The organism is Pseudolysobacter antarcticus (assembly GCF_004168365.1).
GTDB classification, from domain to species: domain Bacteria; phylum Pseudomonadota; class Gammaproteobacteria; order Xanthomonadales; family Rhodanobacteraceae; genus Pseudolysobacter; species Pseudolysobacter antarcticus.
The window spans coordinates 1767232-1787506 of the sequence record NZ_CP035704.1 but is presented as its reverse complement, the minus strand read 5'-3'; the positions used below and the strand labels follow the sequence as shown (position 1 = coordinate 1787506).

The following is a 20275-nucleotide window of genomic DNA, read 5'->3' as shown; positions in this document are numbered from 1 at the left end:
AGTCATACTACTGCAGTGAATGATAATGGTTCGCATTAACGAAAGCAATCTGAGGGCTAGTTGAGGAGTATTGCGACAGATTCGGTGCCGGGCACTTGGCTTGCGAAATCAATACGGGTTCTACCCCGTTTTGGCGGACGGTTGAGTTAAGGTTATAAATCTTTGGTCTAGCTTATCAAGTCGTCGTTGCATACGTGGGTTGTGGAAGCGCTCGATATAGTCAAAAACATCCGAGCGTGCGTCGGCCAGTGACAGGTAACGACGGCGATAAATGCGCTCGCGCTTGAGCATACCGAAGAATCCTTCGGCGGCAGCATTGTCGCCACAGTGGCCCACATCACTCATGCTGCTGATGATGTGGTGATCGGCGAGGAAGCGTTGATATTCGCCGCTGGTGAATTGGGTTCCTCGATCTGAATGCAGCACCACGGGCGTGGTGTCCGTTCGCTGCCAGCAGGCCATCTGCACCGCCTTGAGAACCAGGTGACGATCCTGGATACCCGACATGGACCAACCAATGATCGTGTGGCTGAACAGGTCGAGCACCGTGCAGAGGTAGAGCCAGCCTTCGCCGGTGTGGATGTAGGTGATGTCGGTGACCCATTTTGTATTGGGTTCCAGCGCCGAGAAGTCACGTTGCAGATGATTGCGCACGTGCAGCGGTCGCACGCCGCTACGCTTGCTGCGCCAGGCTCGCCGCTGTGGAATCCCGAATAATCCGTTGCTGGCCATCAGGCGTGCCACCCGATTGGGACTCGCCGTTTCACCGGCATAGCTCAGCTCCTCATGCATGCGTGGCATGCCCAGTACCCCATCGCTGATGCTATGAAGCGCTTTTATCTGCACCAGTAATCGCTGGTTGTCCTTCGCTCGCGCACTCAAGGGGCGTTTGCACCACGCATGAAAACCGCTGCTCGATACCTTCAGGCATCGACACATCAGTTGCACGGGATAGACCGTGCGGCAGCGCTGGATCGTCTGAAACTTCAACGCGATTCCTTCGCGAAGAACGCTGCCGCATCGCGCAAAAAATCGCGTTCCTTCTTGACCCGCGCCAGCTCACGCTTGAGTGCGGCCATCTCTTCATCCCGCGGTACGCCAGAGCCCGGGAAAGCGTGGCGTTTACCGCTGGCCAATTCCCGCCGCCAACGGCTCAGCACCCCTTCACCCACACCGATATCGCGAGCTATCTGGCTAACATTGGCACCGGCCTGATGAGTCAGACCCACTGCCTCCCGTTTGAACTCATCACTAAATGTTCTTCGCTTGGACATGACACTCCTTTTTGCCGATCATCGGCCTTGTTGGAAGTGTCCGCCATAACGGGGTAGAACCCTTCGACTGGCTCATCGAAGAAAGGCGAACTTTCCCCGATGTGATGATTTGATAGAAGGTATTCGTCGAGCAATAGTGGTACAGAATCTTCGACACGACCTACTCACTGGGTTGACGGAAACGAGTTTGCCCGTCGACTGAGGGACGGACGCTTTGCCTATGGTATCGGTGATCGGAATGCACTGCATTTTGAACTCTCCTAACACCGTTCGCATACGAAGAACCTCGACACATGCCACCCCGACCTGCAAGCAAGTATGATTCGCCTTTGCCCCGAACTTCGCGAAGAACCGCCGCATGTCCGACAATCTCAATATCAACATCGAGCGCGGCATTGCAACGCTGCAGCTCAACCGCCCCGATGTGCATAACGCGTTCGACGATCAGTTGATCGCCGCGTTGACGCAGGCGCTGCAACAACTCGATGCGGATTCCACGGTGCGCGCCGTGGTGCTGACTGGCGCGGGAGCATCGTTCTCGGCCGGCGCGGATTTGAACTGGATGCGCGGCATGGCCAGCGCGTCCGAGGCCGATAATTATGCCGACTCGCTGCGGCTCGCCGAACTCATGCGCACGCTCGCGTTTTTGTCCAAGCCGACGCTCGCCAAGGTCAACGGCGCGGCGTATGGCGGCGGTGTCGGGCTGGTCGCGTGTTGCGATATCGCGATCGCCGCCGATACGGCCAAGTTCGGCCTGACCGAGACAAAACTCGGTCTTGTGCCCGCCGTGATTTCGCCGTACGTAATCCGCGCGATCGGTGAACGCCACGCGATGCGATTGTTTTTGACTTCGGCGATTTTCGATGCCGAACGCGCGCGTACGATCGGCCTGGTACACACGACCGTCGCCGCGGCGCAGCTCGACGATGTCGGGCGCGCCGAGCTCGATCTGCTGCTCAAAGCTGGCCCGCACGCGGTGCGCGAAGCCAAGGCATTGGTGCACCGCGATCGCGGTTTTGCTTCGAGCACGCAGGAAAAAATCGATGCGAGCAACGCCGCGTTGATCGCGCGTTTGCGCATATCCGACGAAGGCCAGGAAGGTCTGGGCGCGTTTCTCGGCAAACGTAAAGCTGCCTGGACAAACAGTTGAACCACGCACCGACGAATCGCCGCCTTTGCGCTGCGGATTCGCCAACGCTAACGCGTAGAAACTTTTCGGAGAGACAATGTTCAAGAAAATCCTGATCGCCAATCGCGGTGAAATCGCGTGCCGTGTGATCCGCACATGTCGCCGTCTTGGCATCGCCACGGTCGCGGTATATTCCGAGGCCGACGCGCGCGCGCAGCATGTGCGGCTGGCCGACGAGGCGTATGCGATCGGCGGGCCGCGTCCCGCGGAATCGTACCTGCGTGGTGACGCGATTATCGAGGTCGCCAAACGCAGCGGCGCCGAGGCGATTCATCCGGGCTACGGATTTCTTTCCGAGAACGCCGCTTTTGCGCGCGCGATCAAAGCCGCCGGTTTGAGTTTTATCGGCCCCGCGCCCGAAAGCATGGAACAGATGGGTTCGAAAGCCGGTGCCAAGGCTCTGATGATCGCGCACGGTGTGCCGACCGTACCCGGATATCATGGCGAGAATCAGGACACCGAATTTCTGCAGGAACAGGCGCAGACGACCGGTTTTCCGCTGATGATCAAGGCCACTTCCGGCGGCGGCGGCAAGGGTATGCGCATCGTGCGCAGCGCGGATGAGTTTGTCGCCGCGTTGCAGTCGGCGCAACGCGAGGCGCAAAGTTCGTTCGGCGATCAGCGTGTGATTCTCGAACGTTACGTCGAACATCCGCGCCACATCGAATTCCAGGTGTTCGGCGACAGCCACGGCAACGTGATCCATCTCAACGAACGCGAATGTTCGGCGCAACGGCGCTACCAGAAAGTGCTCGAAGAAACGCCCTCGCCGTTCCTCAATACGCAACGTCGTCAGGCGATGGGCGAAGCAGCGGTCGCGGCCGCACGCGCAGTGAATTATCTGGGTGCGGGCACGATCGAATTTATCGTCGCGCAGGACGGCAGTTTCTTTTTCATGGAGATGAATACGCGGCTGCAAGTTGAGCATCCGGTCACCGAACTCACGCTCGGCCTCGATCTGGTCGAGTGGCAATTGCGCATTGCCGCCGGTGAAGTTTTACCGCTGCAGCAAACACAGATTCATGCGCGCGGTCACGCCATCGAACTGCGCTTGTATGCCGAAGATCCCGAACAGAATTTCCTGCCGGGTTCGGGCAAACTCGAACAATTGCGCTTGCCAGCGCCATCAGCAAATGTGCGTATCGATTCGGGCGTGATCGAAGGCGATACCGTCAGCATTTTCTACGACCCGATGATTACCAAGCTGATCGTCTGGGATACGACGCGCGAACTCGCGCTGACGCGTTTGCGCGAAGCGCTCGCGGAAAGTGAAATCGTCGGGCCGAAATCGAATATCGAATTTCTCGAAAAGCTCGTGCGCCATCCGGTCGTGGTCGAAGGCCGTATCGATACCGGTTATCTGGATCGTCATCTCGACGAATTTGTGTCGCAAGCGCAAACACCGCATACCGATATTTTATTCGCCGCGGCAACTGCCGCACTGCTGCACGAAGAAGCAAGCAGTGTTGCGCGCGCCGCTACCGGCAGCGATCCGCACTCGCCATGGCAACGCGCCGATGCATGGCGTATCGGTCATGCCGGTAAACGTGTTGTCGCCTTTCTGTGGCGCGGTGAGCGTATCGAAATCACCGCGCACGGATCGGTGGGAAACTACGCGCTCGATTGCGCCGAACACCATTGCGATGTACGGGCAGCCTTGTTGCAAAACGGTTGGCTGAGCGCAGCGTTCAACGGTATCGCGCGGCGCTTGCGCTGCGTGGTGAGCGCGCAGCGTGTGATGGTTCATGACAGCGCATCGCGTTATGTGCTGCAGCACGTCGGCGCGTTTGCGTATGTCGCCAGCGCGCAGAAAGTCGGTGATCGCATCACCGCACCCATGCCCGGGCGTATCGTGCTGGTCAAGGTTGCGCCGGGCGATGCGGTCGATGAAGGCCAGGAGCTGCTCGTGATGGAAGCGATGAAAATGGAAATCACCTTGCGCGCGCCGCGTGCCGCCAGCATCGAGACGGTGCAGGCGCAGCCGGGTGAGTTTGTCGAAGCAGATTCGGTGTTGATCAAACTGGTCAAACCGTGAGACCGCGCCGCGTGTCCAACAACAAGGATTGCTCGCCATGACACTTTTCAAACTATTACCTTTATTAGCATGCATCGCACTCGCGGGTTGCGAATCCACGACGTTCGAGTCGATGCCCGCAGGCGTCAGCGATGCCTGCCCTGCCAACTGGCCCGGCGGATGGATTGCCGTCGACGATCAGGGCCACGACGACCCGGATTTCGCGGTATTCGTCGGCCCGCAATGCGCGATTGAAAACGTCAGTGCTGCCGACAAAACGCCCGCATCATCAGCGTTGAAACCGATGTTCTGGCACAACGCCGGGCATGACTATGCGCTACTCGGCGTGATCGATTCCTACACGTTGATGGCCGAAAAACGCGATGCCGACAGCGTGCCTGCACCGGGCTATTTCATGCTGCGCTGGGAGATCGAAAATCAGCAAATGGCGCTGCGTGCACCAGCACACAAACGGATAGCTACGTTGATCGTCAATGGCGCTATCGACGGCAGCGTCGAGCGAAAAAAAGATCGTTCGTTGCACAATGTGATCAACGCCAATCCCGAGCAACTGCGCACGTTATTGCAGGCCATAGATTTGTATGACGACTCCAAACCGTCGCGCCTGCGCTGGACCGGCCCCGCGCGTAAAACACTCGATACAACGCTGATAAAACTTCGCAAACAAAAAGCCGACGCCGAGAAAAAGCACTGAAATGAGCATGTATCCGAAACAGGTTCGCATCGTCGAAGTCGGCGCGCGCGACGGCTTGCAGAACGAAAAAACCATCGTGCCGACCGCGAGCAAGATCGAGCTGATCGATCGTCTTTCGGCCTGCGGTTTGCGCAGTATCGAGGCGACGAGTTTTGTCAGTCCGAAGTGGATTCCGCAACTCGCCGACGCCACCGAGGTATATACCGGCATCGAGAAAAAATCCGGCGTGAGTTATCCGGTACTCGTGCCGAATCTGCAAGGTTACGAACGTGCGCGCGCCGTGAACGTCAGCGAGATCGCGGTGTTCACCGCGGCTTCCGAAGCGTTTGCGCAGAAGAACATCAATGCCAGCATCGATGAATCGATCGAGCGTTTTCGCCCAGTCATTGAGCGCGCGCAGGCCGACGGTATCAAGGTGCGTGGTTATGTCTCGACCGTGCTCGGCTGTCCATATCAGGGTGAGGTTCCGGTTGCCGATGTCGTGCGCGTGGCGCAGCGTTTGCACGAACTCGGCTGCTACGAAATTTCGCTCGGCGATACGATCGGCATCGGTACACCGAAGAAGGCGCAAGAGATGCTCGCAGCCGTCGCGGCGGTCGTGCCGATGACATCGCTCGCGGTCCATTTTCACGATACGCGCGGCCAGGCGCTGGCGAATATTCTGGCGTGTCTCGAACTCGGCGTGAGCGTGATCGACAGCGCGGTTTCCGGCGTCGGCGGTTGCCCGTACGCGCGCGGCGCGAGCGGCAATGTTGCGAGCGAAGATGTGGTTTACATGCTGCAAGGTCTTGGCATCGAAACCGGCATCGATCTCGATCGACTGATCGCCACCGGTCTCTGGTTGAGCGCGCAACTGGGCCGCGAAACGTCGAGCAAAGTGGCGCGCGCCGCTGCTTGACGTTTGATCGCCACAGCATATCCCGGTAAAGAATTTTCGCGCGATCCTGTTGTCATTCGATGAGCACATCAAAACCGCAAGACACACTGGATTCTGCGCAAGCCGCATTTGTGAGCGGCGACTTTGCCCATGCGTTCGATCTGCTCGGCAAATTATTGAGCGTTTCGCCACAACTGCATCAGGCACGCGCGCTACGCGTGAATGCAGCGCTGCAGCTGGAGCACTGGCGCGATGCCAGCGTCGATCTCGAATTGCTGTCGCAGGTGATGCCGCAGCACGCGCAATTTCGCCGTTTGCTGGGGCTTTGCTGGTTGCGCATCGGCAACACCCATCGCGATGCCAAACAAACCGATACAAGCATCAGCGCGTATCGAACTTCAATGGCTGTCGATCCGCATGCGCAAGACGCACGCTACAACATCGCGTTGCTGTTGAAAGAATCGAACAGCGGTCGAGCCGAAGCCATGAGCCTGCTCTTCCAGGTGATCGCCGCCGAGCCGAATAATCGCGAGGCGCAACTGCATCAGTCCGAATTGCTGATCGATTTCCGGCGCGAGAGTGAAGCACTCGCGTTGCTGCTTGAGCTGGCAAAAAATGTTGCAGTAGATGTTTTCGTCGCCGAGCGTTGTTGTTCATTGCTGCTGCGCATCGGTGCGATCGATCCCGCCTGCGAACTCGCGATCCGGCATTTTGACCAACATCCGCAACGCTGGCGCGAGGCCGGGCGCATCGCCATCGAGCTGCGCGAAAACGATGCACTGGATGCCGCCAATATTGTCCTCGATCGCATTCTGCGCGACACGACGGATGCATCGACGCGTTTCACCTTGACTCTCGCGCGACGCCTTGGCATGGCATCGACATACGTCAGCGATAACGAAATCAACCTCGCGCGAAAAATCTTTTCTGACGGCCTCGATGCCCTGATTACCGACTATCCGCAGCAAATTCTCGGCGAAATTTCACTCGATCCAGGCTTGTTGTTATGGAGCAACTTTTTCCTCGCTTATCTCGGCCGCGACGATCGCGAATTGCAACAGCGTTTTGGCAATTGGTTGAGCGCGGCGATGAACCATTGTTTGCCTACTATCGCGCCACGAAAACGGCACGGGCATCTACGTCCACGCCTGGTACTTGTTTCGAGTTTTTTTCGCGTCTGCACAGTCGGATCGTATTTTCATTCCTGGGTGGAATATCTAGCGCAAGGCGATTGGGAGCTGGTCGTGGTTCAGCTCGGGCCGCATTTCGACAGCGAAACGGATAAGCTCGAACGCCATGCTTCGCGCTTGCTGCGCCTTGAACTGCCGCAACGAGAATTAGCGCAGACGATTGCCGATCTGCAGGCAGACATCGTGCTCTATCCCGAGCTCGGCATGGACGCCCGCACTTTCAGTCTGGCCGCGTTGCGTCTCGCGCCGATACAGGTCTGTGCGTGGGGTCATCCAGTCACGAGCGGACTGCCAAGTATCGATGTTTTCCTGAGCTGCGCCGAAATGGAACCCGCGCATGCACAGCAGCATTACAGCGAACGTCTGCAATTGCTGCCCGGGCTCGGCACACGTTATCTGAGTCCGAAGCTGCCGACGGTAGCAACACGTGAGGAACTCGATCTACCGGAGGCGCGACATCTTTACCTCGTGCCGCAATCGCCGTTCAAATTGCATCCGCACAACGACGCTGTACTGGTCGAGGTATTGCGCCGCGACCCGAGCGCGCTATTCGTGATGTTCGACGGGCCGCGCCGAGGCCCCACACAGAATATGCAGCGGCGCGTGTTGCAGGCATTGAATGCTGTCAGTAGCGAACCTAAAAATCATCTGCGCATTCTGGCGCACGGCTCACGCGACTATTTCCTGCGCGTGAACAAGGTTTGCGATGTGATGCTCGACAGCCTGTATTGGTCCGGCGGCAATACCACGCTGGATGCTTTGCACTGCGGTTTGCCGGTGGTCACGTGTCCCGGCGAATTCATGCGTGGACGTCAATCGATGGCGATGCTGCGTCGGCTTGGTTGTGACGAACTGATTGTCGGTTCGCCGCTCGCGCTGGCCGAATCGGCAGTCGCGCTGGCGCAGGATCGCACGCGCCGTGCGAGTATCAGCGCGCGCATCCGCGAACGTTTGCCGATGCTCACCGACGATGTCGCGCCGCTGCTCGCGCTCGACAAAATCTTGCGCGACTTACTACCGAGTAATCATGAAAATTTCGCCTGACCCACACGAAATGCGAGCTGGCTGGAATCGAGTCTGCGAAGCGTTACCGCCGGTTGCTGCACTCGTCCGCCTGCAGACTACGCATGATTAATCTTGCCAATCAATCATTGTTGGATAACGCCCAAGCGGCATTCGCGCGCGGCGATTATGCCAACGCGTATGCGCTGGCCAGTGCCTGCCTGAATGTGGCGCCACAACTGCATCAGGCGCGCGCGCTGCGCGTGAATGCGGCGCTGCAACTCGAGCGCTGGCCCGATGCTGCGACCGACCTGCAACTGCTGCTGCAAGTCATGCCGCAGCATGCACAGTTCCGGCGTTTGCTCGCGGTGTGCTGGCTGCGCATCGGCAACACTCATCGCGACGCGAAAGAGATCGAAAAAAGCATTGCCGCGTATCGAAATGCCATCACGATCGATCCGAATGCGCAGGACGCGCGCTACAACCTGGCGTTGCTGATCAAGGACAGCAGCGGTTGGGTCGAAGCGCTCGACCTGCTCGCTGCAGTGATTTCGGCGGAGCCGGACAATCTCGATGCGCGATTGTTGCAGGGCGAATTGTTGATCGACCTGCCGCTGGAAGACGAGGCGCTAGTGCATTTGCGGTACATCGCCGCGCACGATCCAAGCGATGTTTTGTTGATCGAAAGCTGCTGCATTTTTCTGGTCCGCGCTGGCGACAGCGAAACCGCTGTCGAACTTGCGCTACGCCACTTCGCAAAAAATCCGCAGCGCTGGCGTGAGGCGGCGAATATCGCGCTGAAATGGGGTGAGGAAGATGCCGGACATGCCGCCGATCTGCTGCTGGATTTCATCGTGCAGAACACGGCGGAACCTGCCGCGCGATTCCGCTGTTTCCTGTCGCGACAGCTTGGTTTGGCACCGACATATACGGACACGAACGAACTGCTTGCCAGTCGCGAACGCTACACAAATGCGCTCGAATTATTGATCGAGGAATATCCACCGCAGCGACTCGCGCAGATCGATCTCGATCCCGCGCTGCTGAGCTGGAGCAATTTCCTGCTCGCGTATCAAGGCCAGAACGACCGCGAATTGCAGATGCGTTTTGGCGCGTGGCTGAGTTCGGCGATGCGCGAATGCACTGCAATTCGAAGCACAGCGGAAAGTGCAAAACACCAGCGCCCGCGTCTCGTGCTCGTATCGAGTTTTTTTCGCGAATGCACAGTCGGCTCGTATTTTTTATCGTGGGCCGAACATCTCGCAATATGCGATTGGGAATTGATCATCGTCCAGGTTGGGCCGATTTTCGATCACCTCACCGATCGTTTCGAGCGCAGTGCGGCGCAGATGCTGCGGCTGAACGGGCCTGCAGCGGAACTCGCGCAGGCGATCATCGATCTGCAGGCCGATATCGTGTTGTATCCCGAGCTCGGCATGAATTCGCGGATCTTCGCGCTCGCGGCATTGCACCTCGCACCGATCCAGACGTGCGCGTGGGGTCATCCGGTGACGAGCGGATTGCCGAGCATCGACGTCTATCTGAGCTGCGGCGAAATGGAGCCGCTCGATGCGCAGGTGCATTACAGCGAGCGGTTGCTGACCTTGCCCGGCATCGGCACACGTTATCTGAGTCCAACGCTGCCGACGCCGCTGCCGCGCGAAGAACTTGGCCTGCCCGAAAACCGAAATTTGTATCTGGTGCCGCAATCGCCATTCAAACTGCTGCCGGAAAACGACACGATCCTGATCGAGGTATTGCGCCGCGATCCGACTGCGCTATTCGTGCTGTTCGCCGGCGCACAGCGCGGGCCGACGCGAAATTTACGGACGCGTTTATTGCGCGCATTGCGCAGTGTGAGTGCGACGCCGGAAAACCATCTGCACTTTTTCCCGCACGGCTCGCGCGACGAATTCCTGCGCGTGAATCTGGTCTGCGACGTGATGCTCGATAGTCTGTATTGGTCCGGCGGCAATACCACACTGGATGCTTTGCACTGCGGTTTGCCGGTGGTCACGTGCCCCGGCGAATTCATGCGCGGCCGTCAATCGATGGCGATGTTGCGACGACTCGGTTGTGATGAACTCATCGTCGATTCGCCGCTCGCGCTGGCTGAATCGGCGGTCGCGCTGGCACAGGATCGCACACGGCGTGCGCATATCAGCGCGCGCATCCGCGAACGTTTGCCGATGCTCACCGACGATATCGCGCCGCTACTTGCACTCGACCAAATCCTGCGCGATTTGCTGCCGCGCGACGATGCGCCTTCGGCGTAATCTGCACTGCCGCACAAGCTGGCTATAATCGAATCTGTCTCATCGAGGTTACGCCGTGTCCCCTGCCCGACTTGCACCCGACAAATCCCGTGGTTTTCTGATTCCGTGTGGCGGCGGCGAGTCGCTCGAAGGCGATGCCGCGATCTATCGACAGCTGCTGAGTATCAGCGGACATCGCCCAAAAGTCGTGCTGATCTGCGCCCGCGCCACCGAGTTGCCGTGCGAAGAAATCGCAGCAGCGCTGCTCGCGCTTGGCGCAGGAAAAGTCGAAACATTGACCCTCGGCGCGCGCACTGATGGCGAAAAACCGGCGTTTCTGGAAACGGTCGAAAATGCCGATGCAGTGCTGCTGCTCGCACGCCAGCCGCTGCGTTTGTCGACTTTGCTCGGCGGCACATCGCTCGCGCGCCTGCTGCGCCGACGCAACGCCGAAGGCATGCCGGTCGCGGGCAGTGCCGCTGGTGCCGCGTTGCTGGCCGAGCACATGCTGGCCGGCGGCGAGAGTGGACCGACGCCGCGCATGGGCGGCGTGATGCTGGCACCTGGGCTGGGATTGTCGAACCGCATCGTGATCGACCAAGGTGGCTTGCTTGGTGATCGGCTCGGCCGGCTGCTCGCCGCGCTCGCACTGAACCCGTTTGCGCTCGGCCTCGGACTTGATGCCGATACCGCCGCGTTCATCGGTCCGGACAACGTGCTCGAAGTGATCGGCAGTGGCGCGCTGACGATCGTCGATCCAGCCGATATCGGCCATTCGAATATCGCCGATGCCGCGCACAACGCGCCGATCAGCATGCTCAATCTGCGCATGCATGTACTCGTGCATGGTGCGCGTTACGATCTGGATTTCCGTCGCCCGCTCGGTTGAAGTTTGGCCATCCCAATGACTACAGAAAATTTCACGATCCGCCCGATTCGCGCCGATGACGATCTCGCTGTCGCCCACATCATCCGCAGCGTGATGCCGGAATTCGGCGCAGACGGCCCGGGTTTTGCGATCCACGATGCCGAAGTCAATATGATGCACGCGGCATATGCCGGCATTGGTTCAGCGTATTTTGTGGTCGAGCGCGATGGCATCGTGCTCGGCGGCGGCGGTGTGGCGCAATTGCTCGGTGATACATCCGGCATCTGCGAATTGCGCAAGATGTATTTTTTGCCGGCCCTGCGTGGCAGCGGTGCCGGCAGCGCATTGATGCAGCGCTGTCTCGATAGCGCGCGACAGCTCGGTTATCGTCAGTGTTATCTCGAAACACTAACCGGTATGGATGCCGCACAGAAACTTTATTTGCGCAGCGGTTTTCGACGCATCGATCACTCGCTCGGCAGTACCGGGCATCACAGTTGCGATCGATTTTTTCTGATCGATCTGTGATCGATACGATATCGATTCGGCGCTAACTCGACGATACATTTTTTCGCCGATTTCCCGATCGACCACCCGACGTTTGCAACGACTCGTCAACCGACTCCTTCGCACCGCGTTGAAACTTCGCACAGGTGGCAACGCGGCACCTGACTCCATCGTCCATCCATCATCGCAGCCGCAGGCTCGCGATACGTGGTTTGTCGTGTCCGAAAAAAGGAGAGAGCCATGCGACCGAGTTTGTTTCGCTTACTAACCGCCATCTGCAGCATGCTCTGCGCGATCTGCAGCAGCAACGTATTTGCCTACGACGAAATTTTCTACAACGACTTTAAGGTCGTGAATGACGCACCCGCGAGCGATGCCGAGGCCGCGCGATTCCTCACTCAGGCGACGTTCGGCCCGACCGCGGCGGAAATCACACGACTGCGCGGCATCGGTTATCGGCAGTGGATAACGCAGCAACTTTCAATGCCAGCGACCTTGCAGCGTCCATACGTGCAAACGCTCGATGCGGGAATCAAGAGTCCGGGCCAGAGCGATCGCATGGAAGCGTGGTTCCACAACGCGATCACCGCGCCAGATCAGTTGCGTCAGCGCATGGCATGGGCGATGAGCCAGATCATGGTGGCGTCTGATCAGCAGAGCGGACTGAATCAGGATCCGATTGCGCTGGCGGAATATTACGACGTGCTCGCACGCGATCCGTTCGGTTATTACGACGGCAATATCTATCACGTCGGCAACTATTACCAACTGCTTTACGACGTGACCAAGAGCCCGGCGATGGGCCGCATGCTGACCTATATGCGCAACCAGAAAAGCAACGGCGCGCTGTCGCCCGATGAAAATTATGCGCGCGAAGTGATGCAGCTTTTTTCGATCGGACTGGTGTTGCGAAATCCGGATTTTTCCAAGCAACTCGATAGTGGCGGCAACCCGATTCCGACCTATGCATCGAGCATGGTGCAAGCCTATGCACGCGTGTTTACCGGCTGGAGCTATCAATCCGGTTTCAACAGTTCTCCACGCGGTCTGAACTGGAGCGCAGCCGACTATCTGCCGATGATTTGCTACGAGCAATATCATGAGGAAGGCGGCGAAACCGTGCTCGACAATCAGGTCGCCGCGGGCGGGCCGAACAGTTGTGAATCGGATCTGCAAACCGGCCTGCATGCGATTGCGAATCACCAGAACATCGCGCCGTTCATTTCGCGCCAGTTGATCCAGCGCTTCGTCACGAGCAACCCGACGCCCGATTATATCCAGCGCGTGTCCACGGTATTTGCCAACAGCAATGGTGATCTCGGCCAAGTCATCAGCGCGGTGTTGCTCGATACCCAAGCACGCACCGGCACCCTGCCCGCGCAATACACGCAGCCAGCGCAGAACTATGTTTTCGGCAAGGCGCGCGAGCCGCTGCTCAAGCTCACCGCGCTGTGGCGTTACTACCAGGCCGCGGCGCAGAACGGCCTGTATGCATTCAACAATCCGCAAACCAATTACGCGCAGCGACCGCTCGGCAGCAGCTCGGTATTCAACTTTTATCTGCCGGATTATCTGCCACCCGGCGAACTCGGCCAGCCCGCAGTCGGTGTGGCGCAATACGGCCCGGAATTCCAGATCATCAACGAGAGTTCAGCCATTTCGACGAGCAACGATCTGACCCAGCGTATCAATCAATACGTCGGCAATCCGAACAACACCGGCGCCACGATCGCGGTCAATCTCGCGCCACTCATCAATGATGCGGGCAACGCGCAAACGCTGGTGAATGATCTCAACCATGATTTGCTCTACGGCAGCATGAGCGCGTCGATGAACACCAGCCTCGTGAGCATGCTCGGCAAACTTCCCGCCGCAGCGACACCAACGGCGCGGGTGATCGCGACCTTGCAGGTGCTGCTCGCCTCACCCGAATTTGCGATCCAGAAATAGCCGCTCGGCCCAATCGCCACGCTTTCCACGCAGCAAAAACGCAGAGGAATTCTCCATGAAACGCAGAGACTTTTTACGCAACGCCGTTTGTTCCAGCCTCGCTTGCGCGAGCAGCACCGCTTTGTTCACGCAACTCAGCATGATGAACTCGGTGCTCGCCGCACAATCCGCGAACGACGCGCCGGGCGATTACCGTGCGCTGGTGTGCTTGTTCATGCTCGGCGGTAACGATTCATTCAACCTGCTGATCCCGAGCGACAGCACGCGTTATCCGATTTATTCCACCTCGCGCAGCGGCCCCGGCCCGACCGGCATGGCGATCGATCGCAGCAGCTTGCTGCCGATCAACGTCGGCAATGCCGGCAGTGGTGAGAGCTACGGCTTGCATCCGAGTTGCGTGGAGATGGCGCAATTGTTCAACAACGGTCACGCCGCATTTGTGCCGAACGTCGGCACCTTGATCCAGCCAACGCGCAAGAACGATTATCTCAACGTGCCCGGCTACCCCGTGCCGCCGCAACTTTTTTCGCACGCCGATCAGCAGGGACAATGGGCGTATGGCCAAGCGGCATCGAATGGCGCCAGCGGCTGGGGCGGATTGACTGCCGACAAGCTGTATGTGATGAATCCCGGCGCGACGATTCCGATGTCGATTTCTCTCGGCGGCGAGAACCGTTTCCAGACCGGCGTGAACGTGCAGCCGTACGCGATGGGAAGCGGCGGCCCGATCACGTTGAACGGCTACAAGGGCGCCAACGGTGCGGCGCAGACCGCGGCGTTGCAGGAATTGCTGCAGCAGAGTTATCCCGATCCGCTCAGCCGCACGTACGCCGCGACCGTCAAGAACGCGCTGGATTATTACAGCACGATGCAGACAGCGCTCGGCGGCGCACCGGCCCTGACCACGGTTTTCCCGCCCGATAATCCGGTTGCGGCATCGCTGCAAATGATCGCGAAAATCATATCGGTGCGCTCGACCCTGAAAGCGCAGCGGCAGATTTTTTTCGTGCCGTTCGGTGGATTCGACACGCACGACAGCCAGCTCGCCGATCAGCCGGGATTATTCGCAACCGTCTCCGCGGCACTCGGCGCGTTTTATGCGGCGACCGAAGAATTGCAGGTGCAGAACTCGGTCACGACGTTCACCATTTCCGAATTCGCGCGCACCCTCAACTCCAACGGCGATGGAACCGATCACGCGTGGGGCGGCATCCAGTTCGTCAGCGGCGGCGCGGTGAGTGGCGGAAAACTTTACGGCGCACCGGCCAGCAGTGGCGGGATTTTTCCTGATCTGACTTTGAATGGCCCGGACTGCCTGAGCCGCGGCCAGATGATTCCAACCGTCGCCAGCGATCAATATTCGGCCACGCTCGCGCACTGGCTGGGCTTGTCCGATAGTGATGCACAGACGGTATTTCCGAATCTGCATAACTGGGGTGCAAATCCGTACCTCGGTTTTTTGGGTTGAGAACAACCGAGGCAATCCGACCTGACCAACTCAACTAGTGCGGTGCACGCTGCACTAGTTACAATGCGCGCTTTCCGCGAAACGCAGGAGTAGGCATGCAACTGGATCAGGTCAAGGCGGTTATCACGGGCGGCGTTTCCGGTTTGGGCTACGCCGTGGCACAACATCTGCTTGCGCACGGCGGCAAAGTCACGCTGCTCGATATCAACGATGAAAAAGGTACCGCCGCGGTGCAGGCGCTCGGCGCAGCGTGCGCTTATCTGCGCACCGATGTGACCTCTGAAAGCAACGTCACGACCAATCTGAAATCCGCGCAAGAGCAGATGGGCGGACTCAACGCTGCGATCAGTTGCGCCGGCATTCTTGGCGCCGGTCGCGTGCTCGGCAAGGACGGCGTGATGCCGCTGCAGCAATTCCAGACCACGATCATGGTCAACCTGATCGGCAGTTTCAACGTCGCCAAGGCCGCCGCTGATCTGATGCAACACAATGCGCCAGGCGAAGACAACGAGCGCGGCGTAATCGTCAATACCGCGTCCGTCGCCGCGTATGAAGGCCAGATCGGCCAAGCCGCGTATGCCGCATCGAAGGGTGGCGTGGTCGGCATGACTTTGCCCCTCGCGCGCGAGTTCGCACGCATCGGCGTGCGTGTGATGACGGTGGCGCCCGGCGTATTCCACACGCCGATGGTCGATAGCATGCCGAGCCAGGTTTACGAATCGTTGTGCGCTCAGGTGCCGTATCCATCGCGCCTCGGCAAGCCCGAGGAGTACGCGAATCTGGTCGCGTTCATTCTTGAGAATCGCTACATGAACGGCGAAACCGTGCGCCTCGATGGCGCGATTCGTCTGCAGCCGAAATAAGCAATCACCACCGCATTATTCGAGGTTCCAAAAAATGAAAGCCAACGAAGTCAAGCGCGGCAACGTCGTCGAACACAACGGCCACGCCTACAGTGTGCGCGCGATCGAACGCAGCTCGCCGAGCGCACGCGGCGGCAACGTCACGTATCGTTTCACCTTGTACAGCGTGCCCGGAAATCAGAAATTCGACCTGAGCCTGCGCGCCGAGGACGACATCAAGGAAATCGATCTGTCACGTCGTTCGTCGACGTTTTCATACATGGACGGCGAGGCATTTGTGTTTCTCGATGCCGAAGATTTCACCCAGTACGCACTTGATGCAGATGTGGTCGGCGAGATGTCGGGCTATATCAGCGAAGGCCTCGAAGGTTGCTGGATTCAGCTCATTGACGATCAACCGGTCGGCCTGCAATTGCCGCAATCGGTGGTGCTGCAAGTGATCGAAACTGCGCCCGAACTCAAGGGCGCGACCGCGACCAAACGGCCGAAGCCAGCCAAACTCAGCACCGGTATCGAAATCCAGGTGCCGGAATACGTCGTCAATGGCGAACTCGTGCGCGTGAATACCGACACCGGTGAATTTTCCGGTCGCGCGTAAATCGCAGCTGTCGCTGCGCGAAACAAATCCTGCGCGTGACCTTTTCAGCGCGCACGGTTTGTTGGCGGCGTCAGCGGAAACGAAAAAATTTCGCGCGTGTAAGTTTCCACGACTTCGCTGAAAGGCAGGTTGCCCTGCGTGTACAGAATCGCGCGGTGCTCCAGCACATGCTGTGGAATATCCAGCTGAGCGTGTTTGCCGGTCGGCGTCGGCTGCATTTCCCAGCCTTCCGGCAATACTGACCAAAGCACATTGGCCGAGATTGTTTCGCGGCGGAAATTAAGCTCTTTCACCGCACGCCCGAACGGCGTATCGGTTTGTTCGAGCTGGCGATTCATGGCCGCGGTCAGGCGCGCTGGTACATACCAGTTGTCGGCTTCGGACAAGATATGTTCGCCGCAAAACAACTGCACGCGCCGATATTTTATCGGTTCGTTGTTATCGACCTTGAGTTCGCGGCGTTGCTCGGTCGTCGGCGTTTTTTCGACATCGCGCAGCAAATGTGCGGTGATGTGCGCAGCACTGGCCAGACGATGCAAACCACACCAGCGTTCGAGCGTGAGCGTGGCGCTGGGATGACTAAGCAGGTCGGCGTTGAACGTTTGCAGCAAAGCCTGCGCTTTGAGGCGTGTCGCAAAATCATCTTGCCAGCCATCGGCGCTGGAATCATTGCGTATAACCGTACTGCAAGCAGTAAGCCCGAGCGCCAGCAATGCGAGCAGGCGCATGCTCAATTCGCGTGCTGATTAATCGTCGTCACGAGACCGTCTCGGATCGTCACAACAATGGTTTTGTGATCGCGATTATATTCCCAGCGCTCGCCTGAGGTTTCGCCTTTCTTTTTTGCGGCATGCGATTTGCGGTCGGGTTTGCCGACCAGATCGATCACATGCCCGGCGCTGTCGCCGGTAGCGATCAAGTGGTTACCGATTCGTATCGAATCGGCCAGGGCGGCGCTGGATAGCGTAAACAAGATACAAAATGTGATCGTTTTCAGCATGACTTTCTCCTTGGTTCATCCATGGGTGAAGCAGATATCAGCCGAATCGCAAAACACGTTCGCCAGCACCGCGACGGTTCTAAAAAACGACGGCGTCGGCATTATTGCACGGAGCGGCGCAACCATTTCTGCGCCATTCGACGCAGCGAGATATCGGCATCGCCGTCAGCCGCAATCGATTCGATGGAAAGCCACGCCAGCTCCAGCGATTCTTCGCTGAGAGCGAACTTTTCACTGCCCGTGGCACGCACGACAAATCGCACGTCGTAATGCCAATGCCCGGGTTCATCACCGCGTGCTGGAATCGAGTGCCGATCGATGTCGAAGATGTGCGGATCGGCGATGATCAAATCGGACAAACCCGATTCTTCCTCGGCCTCGCGCAGGGCAACACGCGCGAGATCTTCATCACCATCGGCATGACCACCAAGCTGCAGCCAACGCCCGAGCTTGCGGTGATGCGTGAGTAATACTCTGGCGCCATCGGCACTGACCAGCCAGGCCGAACCGGTGAAATGCCCTTGCAGATTTGCACGCGAGAAAACCGGCGCGTTTCCTGCGAGAAAAAGCACGAACTCGCCGGCGTCAGGTTCGTCCGGATAGTCGTCGGCGTATTTGGCAAACGCCACAGCGAGCCTCTGTCGTAAATCGTTCATTGCCGTCAGTCGATCAGGGAAGCCACACAGAATAACCGATCGTTTCATGCTTGATCGGCGCGCTGCCAATGACGCCAGCAAACTCCTACCGACGTATCAGAAAACGCACAATTCGATATCGAGCCCGATGCACCGACAGTCCAGACTGTTCGAACACCTTGTGCGCGCGCGGTCCAGTGGGCTAATGTAGCTCGCCCTGTCGCCGACAGGAGCACCGCCGCGCGGTCTCGACAGAAGACTGCCGGTAAACCACGTTGCGGGGAGCCCCAATGTTATTCAAGCGCGTCAAACCTCTCGATCAAATTTTGGCCACAGCGGCCAAAAAAAGCCTCAAGCGTCAGCTTGGCGCGTTTCAGCTGACCATGCTCGGCGTCGGCGCCGTGATCGGCACCGGCATCTTCGTGCTGACCGCCGAGGCGGGCCAGAAAGCCGGCCCGGCAATGATGCTCGCGTTCGTTATCGCCGCCGTGGTTTGCGGACTCGCAGCGCTGGCTTATGCGGAACTCGCATCGATGCTGCCGGTATCGGGTTCGGCCTACACCTACACCTACGGCGTACTCGGTGAACTGATCGCATGGATCGTCGGCTGGGCATTGGTGCTTGAATACGCGGTCGGCGCTTCGGTGGTTTCGGTCGGCTGGTCCGGCTACATGAATGGCTTGCTGGCGAATACCGACCTGTTCGGCTTGGTCGCCCCTGGCGCACTTGCGTTGCCGGCATACTTTCGCACTGGCATGTTTGCCGGCGGTGGATTCAACCTGCTCGCTTTCCTGATTTCGCTGGTGGTAACGGTACTCCTCGTCATCGGTACGTCGAAGAGTGCGCGAGTCAACGCCGTACTCGTGGCGATCAAGATCGTCGCGCTGACGATGTTTGTAATCGTGGCCGTGCCTGCCGCGCAAAGTACCAACTTCGAACCGTTCCTGCCCGGTGGCTGGGGCAGCCCACTCGGTGGTGTTGGCGTGCTCGGAGCCGCCGCTTCGATCTTCTTCGCTTACGTCGGTTTTGATGCAGTCTCGACTGCCGCAGAAGAAACCAAAAATCCGAATCGCAATATTCCGATCGGTCTGATCGGTTCGCTGGGTATCTGCACGATCTTCTATCTGCTGGTCGGTTACGGCGCTGTTGGCGCGTCCGGCGCGCAGCCGCTGCTCGGTGCCGATGGCATGCCGCTTGATCCGGGCAGCGCCGCTATGGCCGCCGCCTGCGCTGCTTCCGATGCACTGGTTTGCAGCAAGGAACCACTCGCTCATGTCTTGCGCGCACTTGGCCACGGCACACTCGGCAATCTGATCGGTATCGCCGCTGCGCTCGCGCTGCCTTCCGTTATCCTCATGATGATGTTCGGCCAGACCCGAATTTTCTTCACGATGTCGCGCGACGGCTTGCTGCCGGAAGTGTTCTCGAAGGTGCACCCGCGCTTTCACACACCGTATGTCATCACGATCATTACCGGCATCGTCGTCGCCATTTGCTCGGCGCTATTCCCGGTCGGAAAACTGGCCGACACCTCGAACTCGGGCACCTTGCTTGCGTTCGCAATGGTGTCTGTCGGCGTGTTGATTTTGCGCAAGACCGATCCAAACCGGTTGCGTCCGTTCCGCGTGCCGCTGGTCTGGGTGGTATGCCCGCTTGCAATCTTCGGTTGCGTGTTGCTGTTCTTCAATCTGAGCATCACGGCAAAAGAGGTGTTCGGCGGCTGGGCGATCATCGGCCTGTTCGTCTATTTCCTCTACAGCTACAAAAACAGCCAGCTCGCGCGCGAGGAAGAAAAATAATGCTCACGTCGAGCCAGCGTGTCTAGCTCGCAAGGGCCGGCTGAATAGCGCCGGCCCTTATTCTTTCTGCT

17 protein-coding genes are annotated in these 20275 nt (G+C 58.7%); 13 read left to right on the top strand and 4 right to left on the bottom strand.

Annotated elements, in window-relative coordinates; all coding sequences use genetic code 11:
• Positions 1 to 120: 120 nt before the first annotated feature.
• A protein-coding gene (locus ELE36_RS07520; RefSeq protein WP_129832480.1) for an IS3 family transposase occupies positions 121 to 1274 on the bottom strand; the annotation gives its coding sequence in 2 pieces (ribosomal slippage) (positions 121 to 1034 and positions 1034 to 1274; 1155 coding nt in all).
• A 358-nt stretch (positions 1275 to 1632) separates the two neighbouring features.
• Here ELE36_RS07520 and ELE36_RS07515 point away from each other — a divergent pair.
• From ELE36_RS07515 to efpL, 12 genes are all read left to right on the top strand, one after another.
• Positions 1633 to 2424 (top strand): enoyl-CoA hydratase-related protein, encoded by a 792-nt coding sequence (locus tag ELE36_RS07515; protein ID WP_129832479.1) that lies wholly within the window; start codon positions 1633 to 1635, stop codon positions 2422 to 2424.
• Positions 2425 to 2500: 76 nt separating this feature from the next.
• Positions 2501 to 4498, top strand: coding sequence for an acetyl/propionyl/methylcrotonyl-CoA carboxylase subunit alpha (locus tag ELE36_RS07510; RefSeq protein ID WP_129832478.1), 1998 nt, complete (start codon positions 2501 to 2503; stop codon positions 4496 to 4498).
• A gap of 37 nt (positions 4499 to 4535) precedes the next feature.
• The gene (locus ELE36_RS07505) at positions 4536 to 5192 is read left to right on the top strand and encodes a hypothetical protein (protein ID WP_129832477.1); all 657 of its coding nucleotides are present in this window, start codon (positions 4536 to 4538) and stop codon (positions 5190 to 5192) included.
• A 7-nt stretch (positions 5193 to 5199) separates the two neighbouring features.
• Entirely contained in the window at positions 5200 to 6090 is an 891-nt protein-coding gene (locus ELE36_RS07500; protein ID WP_425480910.1) for a hydroxymethylglutaryl-CoA lyase, read from the top strand.
• A gap of 59 nt (positions 6091 to 6149) precedes the next feature.
• Positions 6150 to 8303: an O-linked N-acetylglucosamine transferase family protein gene (locus ELE36_RS07495; protein ID WP_129832475.1), complete on the top strand. Its 2154-nt coding sequence runs from the start codon at positions 6150 to 6152 to the stop codon at positions 8301 to 8303.
• A gap of 83 nt (positions 8304 to 8386) precedes the next feature.
• Positions 8387 to 10537: an O-linked N-acetylglucosamine transferase family protein gene (locus tag ELE36_RS07490; protein WP_129832474.1), complete on the top strand. Its 2151-nt coding sequence runs from the start codon at positions 8387 to 8389 to the stop codon at positions 10535 to 10537.
• A 55-nt stretch (positions 10538 to 10592) separates the two neighbouring features.
• Positions 10593 to 11405 carry a cyanophycinase gene (locus tag ELE36_RS07485; protein ID WP_207215891.1) on the top strand — a complete coding sequence of 271 codons (813 nt, stop codon included), beginning with the start codon at positions 10593 to 10595 and terminating at the stop codon, positions 11403 to 11405.
• Positions 11406 to 11420: 15 nt separating this feature from the next.
• Positions 11421 to 11912 (top strand): GNAT family N-acetyltransferase, encoded by a 492-nt coding sequence (locus ELE36_RS07480; RefSeq protein WP_129832473.1) that lies wholly within the window; start codon positions 11421 to 11423, stop codon positions 11910 to 11912.
• Between the two features lie 219 nt (positions 11913 to 12131).
• Complete coding sequence (locus ELE36_RS07475; protein ID WP_129832472.1) at positions 12132 to 13841, top strand: DUF1800 domain-containing protein; 1710 nt, start codon at positions 12132 to 12134, stop codon at positions 13839 to 13841.
• A 55-nt stretch (positions 13842 to 13896) separates the two neighbouring features.
• Positions 13897 to 15309 (top strand): DUF1501 domain-containing protein, encoded by a 1413-nt coding sequence (locus tag ELE36_RS07470; protein WP_129832471.1) that lies wholly within the window; start codon positions 13897 to 13899, stop codon positions 15307 to 15309.
• A gap of 95 nt (positions 15310 to 15404) precedes the next feature.
• The gene (locus ELE36_RS07465; RefSeq protein ID WP_129832470.1) at positions 15405 to 16172 is read left to right on the top strand and encodes an SDR family NAD(P)-dependent oxidoreductase; all 768 of its coding nucleotides are present in this window, start codon (positions 15405 to 15407) and stop codon (positions 16170 to 16172) included.
• 34 nt (positions 16173 to 16206) lie between these two features.
• Complete coding sequence (gene efpL, locus ELE36_RS07460) at positions 16207 to 16770, top strand: elongation factor P-like protein EfpL (protein ID WP_129832469.1); 564 nt, start codon at positions 16207 to 16209, stop codon at positions 16768 to 16770.
• 44 nt (positions 16771 to 16814) lie between these two features.
• On the opposite strand, the gene ELE36_RS07455 is transcribed toward efpL, so the two are convergent.
• The 3 genes from ELE36_RS07455 to ELE36_RS07445 all read right to left on the bottom strand — a co-directional run bounded on the left by ELE36_RS07455 (position 16815) and on the right by ELE36_RS07445 (position 18426).
• On the bottom strand, positions 16815 to 17498 hold the full coding sequence (locus ELE36_RS07455) for a hypothetical protein (RefSeq protein ID WP_207215890.1): 684 nt from the start codon (positions 17496 to 17498) through the stop codon (positions 16815 to 16817).
• A gap of 2 nt (positions 17499 to 17500) precedes the next feature.
• On the bottom strand, positions 17501 to 17770 hold the full coding sequence (locus ELE36_RS07450; RefSeq protein WP_242512384.1) for a DUF2845 domain-containing protein: 270 nt from the start codon (positions 17768 to 17770) through the stop codon (positions 17501 to 17503).
• A gap of 101 nt (positions 17771 to 17871) precedes the next feature.
• A complete protein-coding gene (locus ELE36_RS07445) occupies positions 17872 to 18426 on the bottom strand; it encodes an NUDIX hydrolase (protein WP_129832468.1) in 555 nt (184 codons plus the stop codon).
• A gap of 269 nt (positions 18427 to 18695) precedes the next feature.
• Between ELE36_RS07445 and ELE36_RS07440 the strand changes: the two genes are divergently transcribed.
• Positions 18696 to 20204 carry an amino acid permease gene (locus ELE36_RS07440; RefSeq protein WP_129832467.1) on the top strand — a complete coding sequence of 503 codons (1509 nt, stop codon included), beginning with the start codon at positions 18696 to 18698 and terminating at the stop codon, positions 20202 to 20204.
• Positions 20205 to 20275 lie beyond the last annotated feature (71 nt).

Bases quoted from the DNA above. Each gene is read 5' to 3' on its own strand.
- ELE36_RS07465 (WP_129832470.1), top strand. From the start codon at position 15,405: ATGCAACTGGATCAGGTCAAGGCGGTTATCACGGGCGGCGTTTCCGGT.
- ELE36_RS07500 (WP_425480910.1), top strand. From the start codon at position 5,200: ATGTATCCGAAACAGGTTCGCATCGTCGAAGTCGGCGCGCGCGACGGC.
- ELE36_RS07470 (WP_129832471.1), top strand. From the start codon at position 13,897: ATGAAACGCAGAGACTTTTTACGCAACGCCGTTTGTTCCAGCCTCGCT.
- efpL (WP_129832469.1), top strand. From the start codon at position 16,207: ATGAAAGCCAACGAAGTCAAGCGCGGCAACGTCGTCGAACACAACGGC.
- ELE36_RS07490 (WP_129832474.1), top strand. From the start codon at position 8,387: ATGATTAATCTTGCCAATCAATCATTGTTGGATAACGCCCAAGCGGCA.
- ELE36_RS07510 (WP_129832478.1), top strand. From the start codon at position 2,501: ATGTTCAAGAAAATCCTGATCGCCAATCGCGGTGAAATCGCGTGCCGT.
- ELE36_RS07480 (WP_129832473.1), top strand. From the start codon at position 11,421: ATGACTACAGAAAATTTCACGATCCGCCCGATTCGCGCCGATGACGAT.
- ELE36_RS07440 (WP_129832467.1), top strand. From the start codon at position 18,696: ATGTTATTCAAGCGCGTCAAACCTCTCGATCAAATTTTGGCCACAGCG.
- ELE36_RS07515 (WP_129832479.1), top strand. From the start codon at position 1,633: ATGTCCGACAATCTCAATATCAACATCGAGCGCGGCATTGCAACGCTG.
- ELE36_RS07495 (WP_129832475.1), top strand. From the start codon at position 6,150: ATGAGCACATCAAAACCGCAAGACACACTGGATTCTGCGCAAGCCGCA.
- ELE36_RS07445 (WP_129832468.1), bottom strand. From the start codon at position 18,426: ATGAACGATTTACGACAGAGGCTCGCTGTGGCGTTTGCCAAATACGCC.
- ELE36_RS07505 (WP_129832477.1), top strand. From the start codon at position 4,536: ATGACACTTTTCAAACTATTACCTTTATTAGCATGCATCGCACTCGCG.
- ELE36_RS07475 (WP_129832472.1), top strand. From the start codon at position 12,132: ATGCGACCGAGTTTGTTTCGCTTACTAACCGCCATCTGCAGCATGCTC.
- ELE36_RS07455 (WP_207215890.1), bottom strand. From the start codon at position 17,498: ATGCGCCTGCTCGCATTGCTGGCGCTCGGGCTTACTGCTTGCAGTACG.
- ELE36_RS07450 (WP_242512384.1), bottom strand. From the start codon at position 17,770: ATGCTGAAAACGATCACATTTTGTATCTTGTTTACGCTATCCAGCGCC.